Source organism: Mucilaginibacter sp. RCC_168 (assembly GCF_041355315.1).
Classification (GTDB): Bacteria; Bacteroidota; Bacteroidia; order Sphingobacteriales; family Sphingobacteriaceae; genus Mucilaginibacter.
Genome location: NZ_JBFUPN010000001.1, coordinates 339,600 through 353,963, shown reverse-complemented (window position 1 = coordinate 353,963; position 14,364 = coordinate 339,600). Strand labels below are relative to the sequence as shown.

At 42.9% G+C, this 14,364-nt stretch carries 17 protein-coding genes; 4 read left to right on the top strand and 13 right to left on the bottom strand.

Features of this window, described 5'->3' with window-relative positions; all coding sequences use genetic code 11:
• The coding region (locus tag AB6735_RS01520; RefSeq protein WP_370994047.1) for an IS4 family transposase at positions 1-980 on the top strand (980 nt) is incomplete at its 5' end.
• 257 nt (positions 981-1,237) lie between these two features.
• Here AB6735_RS01520 and AB6735_RS01515 read toward each other — a convergent pair.
• Genes AB6735_RS01515 through AB6735_RS01480 form a run of 8 tightly spaced genes read right to left on the bottom strand, consistent with a single transcriptional unit; the run spans position 1,238 to position 6,717 of the window.
• Positions 1,238-1,684 (bottom strand): thioredoxin family protein, encoded by a 447-nt coding sequence (locus tag AB6735_RS01515; protein WP_370994046.1) that lies wholly within the window; start codon positions 1,682-1,684, stop codon positions 1,238-1,240.
• Between the two features lie 26 nt (positions 1,685-1,710).
• Positions 1,711-2,358 (bottom strand): LysE family translocator, encoded by a 648-nt coding sequence (locus tag AB6735_RS01510; protein ID WP_370994045.1) that lies wholly within the window; start codon positions 2,356-2,358, stop codon positions 1,711-1,713.
• Between the two features lie 2 nt (positions 2,359-2,360).
• Positions 2,361-4,148, bottom strand: coding sequence for an NRDE family protein (locus AB6735_RS01505; protein WP_370994044.1), 1,788 nt, complete (start codon positions 4,146-4,148; stop codon positions 2,361-2,363).
• A complete protein-coding gene (locus AB6735_RS01500) occupies positions 4,136-4,636 on the bottom strand; it encodes a hypothetical protein (RefSeq protein WP_370994043.1) in 501 nt (166 codons plus the stop codon). The genes AB6735_RS01505 and AB6735_RS01500 overlap by 13 nt, the downstream gene beginning before the upstream one ends.
• 24 nt (positions 4,637-4,660) lie before the next feature.
• Complete coding sequence (locus AB6735_RS01495) at positions 4,661-5,062, bottom strand: DoxX family protein (RefSeq protein WP_370994042.1); 402 nt, start codon at positions 5,060-5,062, stop codon at positions 4,661-4,663.
• 11 nt (positions 5,063-5,073) lie between these two features.
• Positions 5,074-5,760, bottom strand: a complete 687-nt coding sequence (locus AB6735_RS01490) for a phosphopantothenoylcysteine decarboxylase (protein ID WP_370994041.1) — start codon at positions 5,758-5,760, stop codon at positions 5,074-5,076.
• Between the two features lie 6 nt (positions 5,761-5,766).
• Positions 5,767-6,210 (bottom strand): YHS domain-containing (seleno)protein, encoded by a 444-nt coding sequence (locus AB6735_RS01485; RefSeq protein WP_370994040.1) that lies wholly within the window; start codon positions 6,208-6,210, stop codon positions 5,767-5,769.
• A gap of 36 nt (positions 6,211-6,246) precedes the next feature.
• Positions 6,247-6,717, bottom strand: a complete 471-nt coding sequence (locus AB6735_RS01480; protein WP_370994039.1) for a YHS domain-containing (seleno)protein — start codon at positions 6,715-6,717, stop codon at positions 6,247-6,249.
• Between the two features lie 342 nt (positions 6,718-7,059).
• Between AB6735_RS01480 and AB6735_RS01475 the strand changes: the two genes are divergently transcribed.
• The 3 genes from AB6735_RS01475 to AB6735_RS01465 all read left to right on the top strand — a co-directional run bounded on the left by AB6735_RS01475 (position 7,060) and on the right by AB6735_RS01465 (position 10,126).
• Positions 7,060-8,340 (top strand): epoxide hydrolase family protein, encoded by a 1,281-nt coding sequence (locus AB6735_RS01475; protein ID WP_370994038.1) that lies wholly within the window; start codon positions 7,060-7,062, stop codon positions 8,338-8,340.
• Between the two features lie 109 nt (positions 8,341-8,449).
• On the top strand, positions 8,450-9,508 hold the full coding sequence (locus tag AB6735_RS01470; protein ID WP_370994037.1) for an alpha/beta fold hydrolase: 1,059 nt from the start codon (positions 8,450-8,452) through the stop codon (positions 9,506-9,508).
• A gap of 141 nt (positions 9,509-9,649) precedes the next feature.
• On the top strand, positions 9,650-10,126 hold the full coding sequence (locus AB6735_RS01465) for an organic hydroperoxide resistance protein (RefSeq protein WP_370994036.1): 477 nt from the start codon (positions 9,650-9,652) through the stop codon (positions 10,124-10,126).
• Between the two features lie 75 nt (positions 10,127-10,201).
• On the opposite strand, the gene AB6735_RS01460 is transcribed toward AB6735_RS01465, so the two are convergent.
• The 5 genes from AB6735_RS01460 to AB6735_RS01440 all read right to left on the bottom strand — a co-directional run bounded on the left by AB6735_RS01460 (position 10,202) and on the right by AB6735_RS01440 (position 14,295).
• The gene (locus AB6735_RS01460; RefSeq protein ID WP_370994035.1) at positions 10,202-10,882 is read right to left on the bottom strand and encodes a metal-dependent hydrolase; all 681 of its coding nucleotides are present in this window, start codon (positions 10,880-10,882) and stop codon (positions 10,202-10,204) included.
• A 24-nt stretch (positions 10,883-10,906) separates the two neighbouring features.
• Positions 10,907-11,335, bottom strand: coding sequence for a hypothetical protein (locus AB6735_RS01455; RefSeq protein WP_370994034.1), 429 nt, complete (start codon positions 11,333-11,335; stop codon positions 10,907-10,909).
• Between the two features lie 247 nt (positions 11,336-11,582).
• The gene (locus AB6735_RS01450) at positions 11,583-12,395 is read right to left on the bottom strand and encodes a DUF1223 domain-containing protein (protein WP_370994033.1); all 813 of its coding nucleotides are present in this window, start codon (positions 12,393-12,395) and stop codon (positions 11,583-11,585) included.
• A 135-nt stretch (positions 12,396-12,530) separates the two neighbouring features.
• A complete protein-coding gene (locus AB6735_RS01445; RefSeq protein WP_370994032.1) occupies positions 12,531-13,292 on the bottom strand; it encodes a LytR/AlgR family response regulator transcription factor in 762 nt (253 codons plus the stop codon).
• Positions 13,273-14,295 (bottom strand): sensor histidine kinase, encoded by a 1,023-nt coding sequence (locus tag AB6735_RS01440; protein WP_370994031.1) that lies wholly within the window; start codon positions 14,293-14,295, stop codon positions 13,273-13,275. The genes AB6735_RS01445 and AB6735_RS01440 overlap by 20 nt, the downstream gene beginning before the upstream one ends.
• Between the last annotated feature and the right edge of the window lie 69 nt (positions 14,296-14,364).

Genomic DNA, 14,364 nt, shown 5'->3' with positions numbered 1-14,364 from the left:
CTTATATTAAAACATGGGAAAGGCCCGCAGATACTCCGGGGAAACATGATCGTGATTATCAGCATTTACCTATCCAGGAAAAAGAATCTTATAAATGGATAGCGGCAGCCAATCAGAGTAAAGCGTTATTGGAGCAGGCAAATGCGATAACCATCGTTGCAGATCGGGAAAGCGACATTTACGATCTGTTTGACGTAGTTGAAAAAGACAAAGTACATTTACTGATCCGCTCTAATCATGACCGGCTGATAAGCGGGAAATTAAAGCTAAGCGGTTGCCTGAATGCCTTACCTGTTATGTATAGTTATGATCTTGCTGTAGCGGGCGATATCAGAAAGGCCAGCAGTAAGCGTATTGTTCGAATGGGGCTAAAATGGGCTAAGGTTGAGCTTTTAAAGCCGGTTTCCTGCAGAAATGAACAATTGGCAAACGTTCAGGAAATATATGTGGTAGAGGCAGCTGAACAAAACAAAGGTATTTACTGGCGGATATTAACCACACATGAAGTAACAACAGCCGAACAGGCCTTGCAGATCATTTGCTGGTATAAAGAGCGCTGGCATATTGAACAGATCCACCGTTTACTTAAAACAGACGGCTTCAGAATCGAAAAATCTCAACTGGAACAAGGTTGGGCTATACGCAAACTTACTTTGTTGGCGATGATGGCAAGTCTGCGTATCCTGCAGATGATGCTCGCATATCAGGATGATAATGAACAATCTATAGATGAGGTATTTGATCACCAGGAACAAAAATGTTTACAAATGATAGCCAAAAAGTTGGAAGGGGCAACAGAGAAGTTAAAGAACACGGCAAAAGTAAACACCCTGAAATGGGCAACATGGATAATTGCACGCATAGGTGGTTGGAAAGGGTATACTTCTCAAAGAAAACCAGGCCCGATCGTCTTGCAAAAGGGCCTGGCTAAATTCTATAACGTTTATGAAGGATGGCTACTCTATCAAGATTACAACTAAAAGATGTGTCCACACAGTAGCCCCACGGGAGGGGCACGTAGGGCTGGTGTAATGGTAGGGAGGGGTTTCTACGTGCGAAGATTACCCTGTTCCATAAACCCCTTCCTCTCCTTCCAGAGGGAAGGAATCGCACAGGGCTCTGGCTCTTTTGATGGCTGTCATGCTCCGTCGAAGCATGGTGGGCAGGCCTCTGCACTCTACCCTTCGACGGAGCTCAGGGTGACAGGCCTCATTTGTAAACACTTCTGCTACTTTATTTATTTCAGGCCATCAGCCGTCGCTAATAGCTCTTCGGCTGTCATAAAGCCTTCGGCCTTTTTTGCGATACTGCCATCAACATTCAAAAAGAATAAAGTCGGTGTTGCCCTGATCTTGTACCTGTCGTTTAGCTTGTGTCCTTCGGGGCTGTCGATATCAATAGCTACGTCTACAAATTGCTGATTATAAACATCGCCCAGCTTTTTCTGAACCAATACTTCCTGCTCCATTTTTTTGCAGGTGGGGCACCAAGAGGCATGGGCAAACACAAAGAGGAGCTTATTTTCGGCCTTGGCAATTTCCTCGGCTTGCGCCAAAGAAATGGTCTTAAAATTAACACCATCATGCGAACTTAATATGGGCTTGTATCGCCCGGTGCAGGCGGCAATACTGAAACACAATCCGGCAGCAGCCGCGATCATCATTATTTTCTGAAAGATTTTCATTTGATTTAAATTTTATAGATGGAAGGTTATACAATTTTTAGCTGGATCTTCCGGAAGATGAGTTTATAGGCCAATACTATCCCGGTTAATAATAAGGTACAGCCCAATATCCAGTTGATGAGATTGTGCTGGACTTTCAATACGTTCATGAGATAATTCCCGGCGCAGCCATAGATCAAGAATGCCAGGAAAGTGCCTGTACCGATAGCGGATATATATACATTGTAATCAGCCGTATTGGAATACAAAACTTTTCTGCCTTTTAACACGGCGGTCCAACCCAGCCAAAACGGAATATGAAGTGGGTTAAGTAAACTCAACGCCAGACCCGAGTAAAATGGCTGCATGCCTATAAATGGCAGCGTATCCTCAAAATTTCGCATGTGAAAAGCGGCCTCCAGGCTTTTATAAGCCAGGTACAAAATTGCAAAGCAAAATATCACGCTTAAGTACCTGAACAACTTTTGTAAATGGCCGAGCTTATCAAGTAAAAAGAGAGCCACCCTAACCAGGCTTACTTCCACCAGAATGGCTGCAAACCCAAACTCAAAGGCACCCATGAAATTATTATTGAGCGCATAATTGGCCACACTGGTATTTAATGTACCTATGGGCAATGCCCCAATAAAACTGATGCTAAAAGCGGCGAAAAATAATTTAAAATATCTTGACATGGTTAGGCGATCAGTTTTAAATAGTTCGTATTCTCCTTTAACATTTGCATGCCTTCGGCATAGGTCATGTATTTAAGGTTTTTATTTTTGTGGTTGATGGTGCTGATGTGGTGTAAAAACTTCCAATGCCTTATGATCTCTTGCCAGGCAAAAAAGATGGAATGTTTGGGATCATAAATATGGGTAGGCTCGCTGCCGGCGCCGTTCAACTCTACAATGGCGAAGTTTTTACCCTGGCACAGTTCTTCCCAGGTATTGTACATCACATCCATCCGGCCGAAATAGAACTCAGGTATCTGCCTGCAAACCGCATCAATAGTCTGGGTTAATTCATCCGAGATGAGGTGACCGAGATCGATAAATTTAGCGCCCCGGACATGGTTGCCATAAGGAACCAATACCCGTTTTTCGCCCGATGGCAATACGTCCTGAAGTTCTGTAGCATGGGTAATCATCAACTCGGGTAACTGCAATAAATAGCGTGGTTCTTTGGCCAGCAATTCAGCGATAGTTAATCGGCCGTTGCCCATTACGGTTAAAAACTCCTTACCCACAACGCCTGAAATATGGCCTTTGTCTTCGCCCGGTATTCTGTAATAAAATATTCCTACCTCATGCTTATATGCAATAAAAGCCTGCACTAAAAAATCAACTTTCATGGATTGCACGTATTTAGTTAGTTCAGGATCGTTGTGTATTTTCTTGACCAGTATCCCCCTGCCGCCTATATCTGGTTTGAGTATTAAGGGATAGTTTAAATTTTCTTGCTGTATAACTTGTTTTATTTGCGCTACCGATGTTCCTGCTTTAAAGAAAAAAGTTTCCGGCTTGTATAGTTTGGGTATTTGGTGGTGGATGAGCCATTTGCTTTCCATAGCAAAGCCCCCGTTTTCGATTTGAGGATTCGCGGCATTGAAAAAGAAAAACGAACGGGATTTGAAACTCAGCCAAAGCCAATAAAATAGTATAGGGGCATACACCGAATTAAGTGACCAGTATTCCCAGTTAAAAAGTCTGATGAAAAAGCGTTTTATGGCAAAAAAGCGCGGTAGCCTTGGTGCCAGACCTGTCTTCATAGGGCTTTCAATAGCCAGGTCCTTTATATATTGTTTGTTTGCTTTCAAATCTTCGTAGGTCATGGTAATATTGCCATGCATTACGCTGATGTTGGTTACGCTCATTGTTTTCATTTTTCCATCGCGGTTAATAATCAGGCCGTCTCTCTCATCCCCCTCACCGGCATGTTTGTGAAAGTGGAGGATACCATTTGTAGTTTTAGGGTAGTCGGACCGCTGCCAGTCATTAAACCAGTTCTCCCGTTTGCCGGCAGCCATTTGATCATATAAAGTAGCTGACGACCAGATATGGGCTTCATTTGTGCTTATTGATGTCATATATTTTTCTTCCCCATCCCAGCGGCATTCATACAATTCACCCGAGTTATAAAGTATCAATGTGAAAGGTTCAACCCCATTCAGATCTATAGTGTTGTAATGATATACAGGAGACTCAGCTTCGATAATCTCTTTTAATACAATTCCGCGGCTTTTGCTGTAGTTTTCTTGTCTGGCATGTTTTACAAATGCGCCGTTAAGCAATACCACCAGGTCGCCATTATTCTTGGCGGCTATCCAGCTACCATGCTTATCCGGGTCTTTCGGATAAAGCAATTTGGCGTTTCCGGTATTATAAATTGCAGGGGCAAGCGCAATCCCGCGGGTTATATGCTCATCCCGGTTGGAGGTCAAAAAGAAGCCACCTTTACCGGGAACATAGGTTACTGTGCACATGCCTTCCTGTATTTAAGTGTGGAGGCCGCAACCCCAAATTCTTCGGGGATGTCAAGCTCTGATACGGCGTTTACCCCAATACGGATGAGCGCCATGTGATGAACAGTATGTTCCATGTTGTAAACCAGCTCACGCAGATAGTTGGTCACAACTTCAGCCCGGTGATCGGCCTCGGTTTCATATTCTACCTGTAAAATAAAACTCTTGTCGGGCTTAGCCAGGTTATCGGCTATTTGGTATAGGGTTGAAATGGCTGCGTTTTTATCAGATTCAATAGCATGGTTCCGGATCCGTTTATCATAATCAACCACCCCGCTTTCGTAACCTTTATACAGTTCAATAAAAAACTCCAGGATATGGCGGGTATGCTGTCCTATGCTTGAATGGGATAATAATTTTACAGGTTGTGTATATTGTTCGTTGGTCAAATGGTCAATAACAAACTCCAGTTGTTCCAATAAGTTTATGATGGGCTTTTTAAGTTTCATGATTTTTTAAATTGATTAGATTACCTATGCGTGAATAAATGGGATATAGGACACCAGCTGTTTTCTGAATATCACCAGGAGGATGGAACAGCAGATGAAAACGGCTAATGCTAATCCAAACAATTGTCCGCCGTCGTTTTGTACAACGATGCCTAATTGGGTGAGGTGCGACAATAGTGCACCGGCCATAATACCTACGGCCAGAAGCGCGCCTAAGCTGGTAGTTTTGGGAATTAACAACAGGACGGAGGCTATGAGTTCTAAAGAACCAATCCCAATCCTGCCCCAGGGTTCCAGACCAAGGGTCGAAAAAATATATACTGATTCTGGGGCTGCTGTAAACTTAAAATATAAAGTTTGGAGCATAATTATCGCGGCGGCAAGGCGCAATATCCAGGCTAAAATATGGAGGGGTGTATTGGTCATGATGTTGTTTTTTAGTGGTCTTGAGTGATAGGGGTATGATTGGCTGCCAGCTTTAAAGCGGCATTGGTTATATCGCGACCGGCTTCTTGTTTTGACTGAAGCGGGAAGGGCTGAAATACAAGATGTTTATTGATGATGGTGATCTTATTGGTATCAAAACCGAAGGTAGCGCCGCTATCCTGGGTTGAGTTAAGCACAATGAGATCAAAATTCTTTTTATATAATTTGTGTACCGCGTTTTGCTCTTCGTTATTGGTCTCCAAAGCAAAACCTACGGCGATTTGGTCGTCTCTTTTCACCCGGCCGAATTCATAGGCGATATCAACATTCTTAACCATTTTTAGCTCAAATTCAGTTGCCGATTTCTTCATCTTATAAGTGAAAATTTCTGCTGGTTTATAATCGGCAACCGCCGCCGCGAAAACTATGATTTGTGCTGATTGGAAATAAGGTAAACAGGCGGCAAACATCTCATCTGCCGATTGAACGTGAATAATAGTAAGGTTCTTATGGACTAATGTTAAGCCTACAGGGCCTGATATGAGGACAACGGTACAGCCTTGGTTTAAAAAAGCTTCGGCAATAGCATAACCCATTTTGCCCGATGAATGATTGCTAATATAGCGGACCGGGTCAATGCCTTCCCGGGTAGGCCCCGCAGTAATTAATACCAAAGGGCCTTTTGTAGTGGTGTTCATGATGGGTTAGTTATTATCTTTTATTCCTGGCCACTTTTCATCGGCCGTTTTGATCAGGCTTGGCTGATCTTTTACCCATAATTCTTTCACCTTGCTGTTGTAATTGAAATAAAGCTTGTCATTTACTACGGTCCAGGTATCTGTTTGAGTAGGTGCCTTGTGCCCCTGAGATAAACCATAGGCGCAATAACCACCGTATTGAGGGGTATACTTATCCGGATCGGATTTAAATGTTTCCAGGTTTTTGCGGGATGCGAAAAGCCAGGTGGCTTGCTTCCATTGATAACTCAGGCTATCGGAACCTTTCACCGGTTTTGACTCTGTAAAGAAAGCAACGGGATCATAACCTTTAATGGCTTTACCGCCTGGTGCAAATATTTCTGATTTTTGTGCTCTTGCCTGTGCTATTCCTAAAAAAGCGATAAAGGCGATAAGAATGGTACGTTTCATATAAATTGTTTGGTTAAGTGTGTGTAATCGGGTGGGTTACTGAGTGATCTTTGCCCAGTTGGCGTCGGCTTTTCTTTTAAGATTGCTTTCGTCTTTATCCCATGATTTTTTGGTGTTGTTAAAAAATTTATTGAAGAAAAGGTAAAGCCTGTCATCAAGCACTTTAAAAGTACCAGGATCGATATCTACCTTTTCGCCGGTTGCCCCCATGGCATAAGCGCACCATCCGCCGTATTGTGGTTGATATTTAGCAGGATTGGCTTTAAACAGATCCCTGTTTTGTGCTGATGTAAACCGATAGGTAATGCCTTCTGTAACCAGGGTAATATCCTTTTCCCCTTCCTTAGCTTTATGGGCGGTAAAGTAGGAAACGGGATCATAACCCTTGATGGCTAAGCCGGAATCATCCAGGTGGAATTGTTTTTTGTGAAACTCAGTCGCGTTTTGTGCAGAGACTACGCGAATAATAAACAGGGATGCTAAAAGCAGCGTGAACATTTTTTTCATGATCGTATTATCTTGATTTGTTGTTTTGCTGCTTTGTCGGAGATTGTAGATCGTCCTTACAAAAAATTTAAATTAATTGTTGGAGGAGTGGGTATTGTGGGTCGAAAAGGAGTGATACTTGCTATAAGTATATCCAGAAAAAGCCTTTAAATTTTAAAATTTAGAGGCTTTTTTCCTTTTACCTGTAAGATGTTATACGCGTTCTTTTAAAATGAAATTTCGGGTTTAAAAATGACCAGTTCGGGATGGGCTTTGTCTACTTGCCATATATAGTGATAGGGTTGGGATCAGGGTAAGGATACTTTTGAGGACACAATAACAAAAACTCAAAAAATTTAAATCATGAAAACGAATAAACACATCCTTATCAGTAAAGTTATTGCCGGTGCATTTGCCCTGTTTACAGCAACCGCCAGCTTTGCTCAAACCAACACATCTGTCGATACTCAGCAGCCTGATGCTATCCGTCCTTTCCATGCTCATATTTCAGATGAAGCAGTTGCCGATCTGCGTCAACGTGTGCAATCAACCCGCTGGGCCGAAAAAGAAACGGTTACTGATCGCTCACAAGGCGCTCAACTGGAAAAAATACAAGCCCTGGTAAAATATTGGGGAACAGGGTACGACTGGCGCAAAGCAGAAGACAAACTGAATGCCCTGCCACAGTTCATAACTAATATTGATGGGTTGGATATCCACTTTATTCATGTGCGTTCAAAAAATCCAAACGCCCTGCCGGTGATCATTACCCACGGCTGGCCAGGTTCAGTTTTTGAATTGCTGAAAGTTGTTGGTCCGCTCACCGATCCCGAAGCTTACGGCGGTCGAAAAGAAGATTCATTTGATGTGATCATCCCTTCTATGCCAGGTTATGGTTTCTCGGGTAAACCTACCACAATCGGCTGGAACGCCGATCGCATAGCCCGTGCCTGGGATGTATTGATGAAGCGTTTAGGGTATAAAAATTATGTATCGCAGGGCGGCGACTGGGGTTCGGTAGTTGCAGATAAGATGGCGGCTCAAAAACCGGCTGGCTTATTAGGCATCCACGTTAACATGCCAGCTACCGTGCCTGCCGATATTGCCAAATTACTGGCCAGCGGCAGTCCCGCTCCAGACAACCTTTCTGCCAAAGAAAAAGCTGCTTATCAATCGTTGAATAATTTGTATACCAGGGGTGGCGGATATGCCGGTATCATGGTAACCCGCCCACAAACCATTGGTTACAGTTTGTCTGATTCACCTGTTGGTTTGGCCGCATGGTTTTATGATAAGTTTGCCGACTGGACCTACAGTGGTGGTGATCCTGAAAAATCATTAACCAAGGATGAGATGCTGGATGATATTACCTTATACTGGTTGACCAACACAGCTACATCTGGAGCACAACTATACTGGGAAAACAATGCCAATAACTTTAACGCGGTTAATATTTCGATCCCTGCCGCGATAACTGTTTTCCCGGGGGAGATCTATCAGGCACCAAAAAGCTGGGCCGAAAAAAGCTATCACAACCTTATTTATTTCCACGAGGTAAATAAGGGCGGTCACTTTGCTGCCTGGGAAGAGCCACAACTTTTTGCAGAAGAGCTTCGTGCAGCATTCAAATCATTACGTAAATAACTGATCGAGTATATAGTGTTACCGGCCGCAGGCCAATGTATTAAATTGACCTGCGGGCTCCCGGTAATTATCATTCAGTCTATACCATTAAATAAAAGGAGAAATTAAGATGTCAAACGAAATCCAAAACAGTCGCCGTCGCTTTTTAAGTACCGCGGCAATCACTATCGCAGCAACTCAACTCGGAATATTCAGCCCGGCAAAAGCACAACCCGAAAAAGCAAATTCAACGGGTAAAACCCTATTCAAGCCCAGTTCAAATAAGGCATTTGATAATGTTAAACAAATTAAAGCCGGCGTGCTCAATATGGGATATGTGGAGGTAGGGCCTGCCAACGGTAAAGTGGTTGTTTTGCTGCATGGCTGGCCATATGATATCAATAGTTTTGTTGATGTGGCCCCTTTGCTGGTATCTGCAGGTTACCGGGTAATTATTCCGCATTTACGCGGTCATGGTACTACCCGTTTCCTTTCGGACAATACACCCAGAAACGGCCAGCAAGCTGCTGTTGCTGTGGATATCATTAATTTGATGGATGCGCTCCAGATCAAAAAAGCCATATTTGCCGGTTATGATTGGGGAGGACGCACAGCCTGTATTATCGCCGCCCTGTGGCCAGAGCGTTGTGAAGCCTTGGTTTCGGTGAGCGGTTACCTCATGACCAACCTGGAGGCCAGCAAACATCCGCTGCCACCAAAAGCCGAGTTCAGCTGGTGGTACCAGTATTATTTCGCTACAGAACGCGGTCGCGAAGGTTATAACCAATACAGAAAAGAGTTTGCAAAATTGATTTGGGAAACTGCATCACCAAAATGGAACTTTGATGAGGCTACCTTAAACCGCAGCGCGGCTTCCTTTGAAAATCCGGACTATGTGAGCATTGTGATCCATAATTACCGTTGGAGACTGGGTCTGGCCGAGGGCGAGACCAAATATGATGACCTGGAGAAACAACTGGCAAAAAGCCCTGTTATAACTGTGCCAACCATAACCCTTGAAGGCGATGCCAACGGTGCGCCGCATGCCGAACCTGCATCTTACCGTAATAAATTCTCGGGTAAATACACGCACAAGACAATCACCGGTGGCATAGGGCATAACCTGCCACAGGAAGCTCCAAAGGCTTTTGCCGACGCGATCATCGAAGTAGATAATTATACTAAATAAGCTATAAAATATTCAGACTTAAAAATGTCTGATTCAGCATGCCCGTTGTCCGCTTGCTGTATTTAGTGATAGGGCACCGCCCAATATGAGGGTATATTTGAGCAACAAAATAATAACAAACAACAATTAAAAAATAAAACAATGGAAACCAATAAAATAGATTCACCAGTGAATTCAATCAAAATCATCGAAGACATTACCGATAATAAAATCGAAAAAGTATTATACACCGCCAAAGTACGCACCACAGGTGCCCGTGAAGGTTTTTCCCGCAGCGATGATGGTCGTTTAGATATCAGGCATGCTACTCCTGGCACATCGGCTCCTGGTACCAATCCAGAGCAATTATTCGCCGCCGGCTGGTCGGCATGTTTTGAAGGAGCTATGGGTATTGCTGCTGCTAAAATGAGGGTAACTCTACCTGCCGAACTGGCTATTGATGCAGAAGTAGATCTGGGTATTACTTCCGGCGCTTACTTCCTGCAAGCCCGTCTTAATGTAAGTCTGCCAGGTTTAGATCGTGAAATAGCGCAAGTTTTGATAGAAGCTGCTCACCAAACCTGTCCATATTCTAAACTAACCAAAGGTAATATCAACGTAGTGATCAATCTCGTTTAATACCCCTTTCTAAATAAAAAAAAGCCTGCCCGAGATAATCGGGCAGGCTTTTTTTTTGGATAAATTTGAGGCTGATCAGATATCAATACTTTCACCTATCGCTGGCAGATGTAGCTCTATCCCTGCTGTTTTAAATTGCTTAATGGCACCGGCTTTATCGATCTTAATAAAGCCGAAGGTGTCATAATGAACACCCAATACTTTATTGGTTTTAACAAATTGCGCGGCTTCAATCGCTTCTTCTATACCCATGGTTAAGGCGTCTCCAATTGGAAACACAGCGAAGTCGAGATCTGCCCATTTGGGGATTAGCGTCATATCCAAAGTAAGTCCGGTATCACCGCTGTAATAAAAATTACCCTCAGCGGTTTTTAAAACAAATCCGCAGGCTACACCGGCATAAGTTCCATCCGGCAGGCTGCTGGAGTGTTGAGCTATAACTGATTTTGCCGTGCCAAAATCAAAAGCAACTTTGCCCCCCGGATTTAATGGATGTACATTTTTTACTCCTTGTTTGCTAAAATAAGAGTAAAGCTCCCAGATGCTCACCACCATAGCTCCCGTGCGGTTGGCAATGGCTACCACATCAAGCATGTGGTCAAAATGTCCGTGTGATACAAAAATGTAATCAGCTGGTATGGTATCAATATCGATGTCCTTCGCTAATTCGTTTCCGGTAATAAAAGGGTCAAATAAAATGTGTTTGCTACCAGCAACTACCGAGAAGCAGGAGTGGCCGTAATACGTAATTTTCATAGCGTGTTTTTTATGTAATGATAATTAATTTAAAGTGATCCCGGCGCTTGCCTGTGGCAAAATCTTGCTGTAATCGTAAATAGTATAAGCGCGGTTGATAGCCGTTTCGTCTATCTGGAATAAATTATGTATCGTTTTTTGAAGAAGCAAATTGTTTTTTTGTGGAGATGAGGCTCCGGGTGTAAATGCTTTTTCGAAATTGGCCGGAAGAGGTACTTCCGGGATATTGTTTTTGCCAGTATAAAGGTTTGAAGAGCTGAAATTAGGTGTGGCTTTAAGCATATCCGCATAACCTATGTGAGGCGAGTATAGGTGCAAGCCAGATTGTATGTTCGCGCTAAAAGTCACCGCCTCTTCTGTGCACTTCAGTTCCAGTGCAGAACCGTGTTGTGTTTGCGCATAAGCACCGATACTCAGAAACGATGCCATTGCTATCAAGAATGATTTTTTCATGGATTAGATATTTTACTTTACCGCTATATAAAAATACCAGCTCTCTTTGGAAAGGCTGGTATGGTTTATTTATAAATGCATCTGATCTTCATTGGTAGGATGTTTGCCCTTATGCTTCTTTCCGGCAACGCTGATCATGGCGCAATCTTGTGGATTATTTTCAAAGGGTGCCCTTGTGAGCAATGACATAGAAAATAACGATATAATACCGAGTAATAATCTCCTTGTCTATACTTTCCGGCATTGTTCATAATGCGTTACTTTTAAGGTTGCTATTGCTGTTCAGGTTGGCCCGGGTGGCAGATAAAACTTCGCCGGTAGTGGTATTCTGGATAAAGCCAACTACCTCCCATCCTTGAGGATTAAAACCATGAGGAGCTTTAATATAGCTTGTCCCTTTTTTATCTGAATTTAAATTAACGGTTTGCAGCTGTCGTACTATTTGTGCGTGTGCTAAGGTACGGCCGCTGTTTTCGCCGGCTGCTACTTTACTAATGGCCGATTTTTGTACAAGGGCAATTAATAATCGGTCTGTTGCCGAGCCGCCGGTTACCTGGTAATTGACGGCCAGCTTATCATTATCCTGCTGAACCTGTAAGGTAACACTGGCCGATGCTGTGCCTGCCAATGCCCCGGAAATGGCATTACGAAGAGCCGGTTCATCTGATCCTACACACTCTGCTTTGCCATTGATCACTACCTGTGGGGTGTAAATTTGCGGATTGTTAAGCCATTGTCCGTAGGCAACCTGCCGTTTGGAAAATTCTTGATTGCTGAACACATCTTTCCAGCCCAGGCGGTTCCAGTAATCAACATGATACGCCAGTACATAAACGGGTTTGTCTTTTGATTCTTTTTGAATTTTGGCCAAGAGGTCATCAGCTGCAGGGCAGCTTGAACAGCCTTCTGAGGTAAATAGTTCCAGTAATGCAAACCCTTTTCCTGTAGCCGGATGATTATCTTTTTTAGGAGAAGCCGTGGTAGGATCTATCAATGAGGTTGCTACCAATAAGGATGCTATTGCACCCGCGCAAAAAGTTAAAATTTTGAGAGTTTTCATATCTTCTGATTTTTTAATTACCTCAAAAGTATTCTCCTAACAGCTGCTTATTTAGTGGAAAAAGGCTCAGTTAGTCATAGTCCCCGGCCGACCGGACATTTATGAACTCCAAAATATTGACGTTACCTTTGTGTTTTATCTGTTCTCGAGCCAGTTTAAAAAAACAGGCGCTTTCTCTTTATTAATCAACAATTTCTCGGGCGTAGGGATAGTGAGTTTTACAAATAACTTGCGCATAAAATAATGTTCCACCTCTTTTATCGCGCTAAAATTTACGATATACTGCCTGTTTAACCTGAAGAATTGTACAGGGGATAGTAAGCTTATAAGCTGGTCAAGCGACTGGTTTAAAGCATACTCCTGCTGATCAAAACACATGATGGACGTTGCCTCGTTCCGGATATAAAAGAAAGCAATACTATCGGTAGATACGGTGGTGTATTTGTTATGTTTAAATACCAGGAAACTCTTCTTTCCGGCAGGTGGCGCAATTTGCGACAACAGGCTACCCAGATCGGGCATAATACTCTGCTGAAAAAAATTCTTGAGCTCATCGACCTTCTTAAAAGCGTCGGCGATATCGGTTTTTGAAAATGGCTTCAATACATAGTCTACACTATTGGCCTTAAATGCCTCCAGTGAATACTCATCAAACGCGGTACAAAAAATAATGGGGCTGGTAATTTTAACAGATTTAAAGATCTCAAAACATAAGCCATCAGAAAGCTGTATGTCCATGAATATGAGGTCGGGCTGTTTGTTCTCCGTCAGGTATTTTACTGAACTTTCGATGCTCTGCAGTTGAGCTATCACTTTTGCCTGGGGCCTAACTTCGGCTATCATGTTTTCGAGTGATCGGGCTGCTTTTAATTCGTCTTCAATGATGATAATGTTCATGTATTACCGGGAGTTTTATTTTGAATATTTTATTGTCATTAATGATCTCAATCTTTTTGTCTAACAAATGGCTATAGCGCAGGCTGATGTTTTTTAAGCCCACACCCAATGATGATTCCTCATTTCTTTTCGGTTGTACCTGATTTTCCATCACTAAGCTATCGTTTTCCTCATAAAACTTTATATGCAGTGGGCGCTCCAATGATACTACGTTATGTTTGATACAATTTTCTATCAGCAGTTGCAAGGTAAACGGCGGAATGAGCGTGCCAAAGCATTTTTCACTGATGGTATTGGTAAAAGTAAAGCCATCCTCAAACCGGGCCTTTAGTAAAAAATTATAGGCTTCAACTATTTCCAATTCTTCTGATAGATGGATCAGATCCAGCTTGCGGCTTTCCAGTGTGAAACGATAAAAATTGGATAGTTTCAGAATAAAATCTACTGAATTTTTGTCGTTGGTTTCCACCATGGCCTTCAGTGTATTTAAGCTGTTGAATAGGAAATGGGGATTAATCTGTTGTTTCAGTAATTCATATTGCGCTTCCAGGTTGTCGGATTTGGTGCGCTCCAGCTCGATACTAACCTGCTGGTTTTTGTAGTTTTGATACATGAGGTGTATGAACATGTAAAAAACCAAATTAATGAGTATGCCCCGCACTTCAACCATCAGCATTACCGGCCCGAAGTTGATGTGCGATAAGATGAGTTGCTGTATAGAAGCTAAAGCCAGCATAACCCCAATACCGATCAATAGGCTGCTCATAAGCCGGTAATAAGAAAAGCTTCTGTTTGAACGGTTGGTAACCGGGTTTCCGCGCAGCGTGTATATATTATAATACCATACAAACAGGGCAAATAAGCCAGTAATTGCCGAGTTTACAGCGGCCTCTGCCGGGTTAAAATGCCGCTCCGCAATTTGTGGGACGGATGATAATAAACCCAGAAAGATTGAACTGACCCATATAATCCCCGGAGATATTTTAAAGTTTGTATTTTTCATTCAGCATCAATTGTTTTACGGGAATACAGATGGTCGTAAGGCAAAGATAAAGTAAATTATCGCCTTCAT

Bases quoted from the DNA above. Each gene is read 5' to 3' on its own strand.
- AB6735_RS01515 (WP_370994046.1), bottom strand. From the start codon at position 1,684: ATGAAAATCTTTCAGAAAATAATGATGATCGCGGCTGCTGCCGGATTG.
- AB6735_RS01510 (WP_370994045.1), bottom strand. From the start codon at position 2,358: ATGTCAAGATATTTTAAATTATTTTTCGCCGCTTTTAGCATCAGTTTT.
- AB6735_RS01505 (WP_370994044.1), bottom strand. From the start codon at position 4,148: ATGTGCACAGTAACCTATGTTCCCGGTAAAGGTGGCTTCTTTTTGACC.
- AB6735_RS01500 (WP_370994043.1), bottom strand. From the start codon at position 4,636: ATGAAACTTAAAAAGCCCATCATAAACTTATTGGAACAACTGGAGTTT.
- AB6735_RS01495 (WP_370994042.1), bottom strand. From the start codon at position 5,062: ATGACCAATACACCCCTCCATATTTTAGCCTGGATATTGCGCCTTGCC.
- AB6735_RS01490 (WP_370994041.1), bottom strand. From the start codon at position 5,760: ATGAACACCACTACAAAAGGCCCTTTGGTATTAATTACTGCGGGGCCT.
- AB6735_RS01485 (WP_370994040.1), bottom strand. From the start codon at position 6,210: ATGAAACGTACCATTCTTATCGCCTTTATCGCTTTTTTAGGAATAGCA.
- AB6735_RS01480 (WP_370994039.1), bottom strand. From the start codon at position 6,717: ATGAAAAAAATGTTCACGCTGCTTTTAGCATCCCTGTTTATTATTCGC.
- AB6735_RS01475 (WP_370994038.1), top strand. From the start codon at position 7,060: ATGAAAACGAATAAACACATCCTTATCAGTAAAGTTATTGCCGGTGCA.
- AB6735_RS01470 (WP_370994037.1), top strand. From the start codon at position 8,450: ATGTCAAACGAAATCCAAAACAGTCGCCGTCGCTTTTTAAGTACCGCG.
- AB6735_RS01465 (WP_370994036.1), top strand. From the start codon at position 9,650: ATGGAAACCAATAAAATAGATTCACCAGTGAATTCAATCAAAATCATC.
- AB6735_RS01460 (WP_370994035.1), bottom strand. From the start codon at position 10,882: ATGAAAATTACGTATTACGGCCACTCCTGCTTCTCGGTAGTTGCTGGT.
- AB6735_RS01455 (WP_370994034.1), bottom strand. From the start codon at position 11,335: ATGAAAAAATCATTCTTGATAGCAATGGCATCGTTTCTGAGTATCGGT.
- AB6735_RS01450 (WP_370994033.1), bottom strand. From the start codon at position 12,395: ATGAAAACTCTCAAAATTTTAACTTTTTGCGCGGGTGCAATAGCATCC.
- AB6735_RS01445 (WP_370994032.1), bottom strand. From the start codon at position 13,292: ATGAACATTATCATCATTGAAGACGAATTAAAAGCAGCCCGATCACTC.
- AB6735_RS01440 (WP_370994031.1), bottom strand. From the start codon at position 14,295: ATGAAAAATACAAACTTTAAAATATCTCCGGGGATTATATGGGTCAGT.